Here is a 2,619-nt window from a genome sequence, read left to right on the forward strand (position 1 = left end):
CGATTTCATCCATCCGGAACTTTTCCAGGAGCAGGGCTCGCAGGCGCCGCAATTCGCCGCCTTCGTCTCCTCTGTGATCGAATCCGGCGTGAAGCCGGAGCAAATGGGCGGCATCCGTTCGCGGCTCAAGGAGATCGGGCTCGAGCCTTACGACTGCCTGTCGCCTGCGCTGATGGACGCGATCGCCACTCACGTGGCGAAGGCCAAGGCCGCCTAGGAAAACCGCCTGGGATGGCCGTCTTAACCGTCCGACCGCCCACCATCTTCGGCTCGCTGGCGCCCGTCGCCGCCAGCGAGCCGCACGGGTCCCCCGCCGCCGGGACCATTGCGGCGCGAGGCCGCCTCTTCTGCACCACGCGTGAGTAAGGGCCATCGGCTCCTCAGTCCTGGTCTCTGAATGACTGCGCAGGACCGTCCGCTTCCTGCTTGAAGTTCGCGGTGCTCTGCGTCTCCCTCCCTCGACTGAGGCCTACTGCTTCGTCCGTTCGGTCCAACCGGCGGACGAAGCTTTTTTCGTTGCGCCGATTTGATGCGCCACGTGGCGGACGACTCGCCCTGCTTTTGACAAACCGTCGATGCAATCTTTTCCCGGTGAACACACTCGGCTGTGAACGCCGGGTCGAGGCGATCCCTGCTAGGGTCGCGCCGTCACGATGCCGCACGACGTACAATCAAATAAGAAGAAAACGGGAGGTATCGAGCACATTCAGACATCGCGACCTGCGTTCCTGCCTCCCTCCGGGATTTGCCCGCGCGGGACCACGGCGGGATGTGGCGAGACGACGCACGAACCGTCGCCGACCGGCGTCGGCGGACTTTGAATTTGGCATGCTTATGAAGAGCGAGGCACGATCATGATCAAGGTGAAGATCAACGGCCAGGAACAGAGCTGGGACGGCGACCCGGATCTCCCGCTACTCTGGTTCCTGTGTGACGAGGCCGGGCTGACCGGCACCAAATACGGCTGCGGCCAAGCCCTGTGCGGCGCCTGCACGGTCATCGTCGACAAGCAGGCCGTGCGCGCCTGCATCACCTCCGTCAATGACGTCGCCGGACGCGATGTCACCACGATCGAGGGATTGCATCCGAACGGCGATCACCCCGTGCAGAAGGCCTGGCGTCAGGTCAACGTGCCCCAATGCGGCTTCTGCCAGGCCGGCCAGATCATGCAGGCGGCCGCTCTCCTGATGGAGAATCCCAAACCCTCCCATGACCAGATCCGCGAGGCGATGGCCGGCAACATCTGCCGCTGCGGCTGCTACCAGCGCATCGAGAACGCCGTCCATCTCGCATCGACGGGAGTGTGACATGAATTTCATCGACAATCCCCGCAGGCTTCACAGCTTTGAGAAGCATATCAGGGTCGAGAAGATCTCGCGCCGCAGCATCCTGAAGGGGCTCGGCGTCACCGGCGGCTTCGTGCTCGCCTCCCCCGTGATGTCGCGCCGGGCGCTGGCCTATGAAACCGGCGCCGGTAAAATGCCGCACGGCGTCGTGGTCGACCCGCGCGTTTTCGTTTCCGTCGCACCTGACGGCATCGTCACCATCATCGGGCACCGTGCGGAAATGGGCACCGGCGTGCGCACCAGCCTGCCGCTGATCGTCGCCGAGGAGATGGAAGCCGACTGGTCCAGAGTCAAGGTGCAGCAGGCCCATGGCGACGAGGCCAAGTTCGGCAACCAGGATACCGACGGCTCGCGCAGCACGCGGCACTACCTGATCCCGATGCGCCAGATCGGCGCCTCCGCCCGCACCATGCTGGAGCAGGCTGCGGCGAAGCGCTGGGGCGTACCGGCCACCGAAGTCAAGGCGGTCAACCACGAGGTCGTCCACAGTGCCAGCGGACGCAAGCTCGGCTTCGGCGAGCTGGCTGCCGACGCCGCCAAGGAATCGGTGCCCAGCATCGAAGGCCTCAAGCTGAAGGACCCCAAGACCTTCCGCTATCTCGGCAAGGGTCAGGTCGGCATCGTCGATCTCCACGACATCACCACCGGCAAGGCGCGGTACGGGGCGGACGTCCGCTTGCCCGGCATGAAATATGCCGCAATTGCCCGCCCGCCGGTGACCGGCGGCAAGCTGGTCTCGTTCGACCCGGAGGCGGCGCTGAAGGTCCCTGGCGTCGAGAAGGTGATGCAGGTGCGCGGCTGGCCGTGGCCGTCGAAATTCCAGCCGCTCGGCGGGGTCGCCGTGATCGCGCGCAACACCGGCGCGGCGATCAAGGGCCGCGACGCCTTGAAGCTGGTCTGGGACGACGGCCCCAACGCCAAATACGACTCCGTCGCCTATCGCAAGGAGCTCGAAGAGGCCTCGCGCAAGCCCGGGCTCGTTCTGCGCAAGGAGGGCGATGCGGAGGCTGCCCTGAAGAGCGCCGACAAGGTCATCGTCGGCGAGTACTACCTGCCGCATCTCGCTCACGTCGCCATGGAGCCGCCGGTCGCGGTTGCCGACGTCAAGGGCGACAAGGCGGAAATCTGGGCGCCGGTGCAGAGTGCCGGCGGCACCCGCGAGGACGTCGCCAAGACGCTCGGCATTCCCGAGGCCAACGTCACCGTCAACGTGACGCTGCTCGGCGGTGGGTTCGGCCGCAAGTCTAAATGCGACTTTGCGTTGGAGGCCGCG

General features: G+C 65.5%; 2 protein-coding genes and 1 pseudogene. All 3 read left to right on the forward strand.

Translation table 11 applies throughout. The annotated features are described in order from the left end of the window. A pseudogene (locus JHD07_RS32360) lies at window positions 1–217 on the forward strand (glutathione-dependent formaldehyde-activating protein); the annotation flags it as partial. A gap of 637 nt (window positions 218–854) precedes the next feature. Continuing rightward, entirely contained in the window at window positions 855–1,307 is a 453-nt protein-coding gene (locus JHD07_RS32365) for a (2Fe-2S)-binding protein (protein ID WP_291629516.1), read from the forward strand. A 1-nt stretch (window position 1,308) separates the two neighbouring features. Further along, the coding region (locus JHD07_RS32370) for a molybdopterin cofactor-binding domain-containing protein (RefSeq protein WP_291629518.1) at window positions 1,309–2,619 on the forward strand (1,311 nt) is incomplete at its 3' end.

The sequence above is a fragment of the Bradyrhizobium sp. genome (assembly GCF_016462955.1).
Lineage (GTDB): Bacteria > Pseudomonadota > Alphaproteobacteria > Rhizobiales > Xanthobacteraceae > Bradyrhizobium.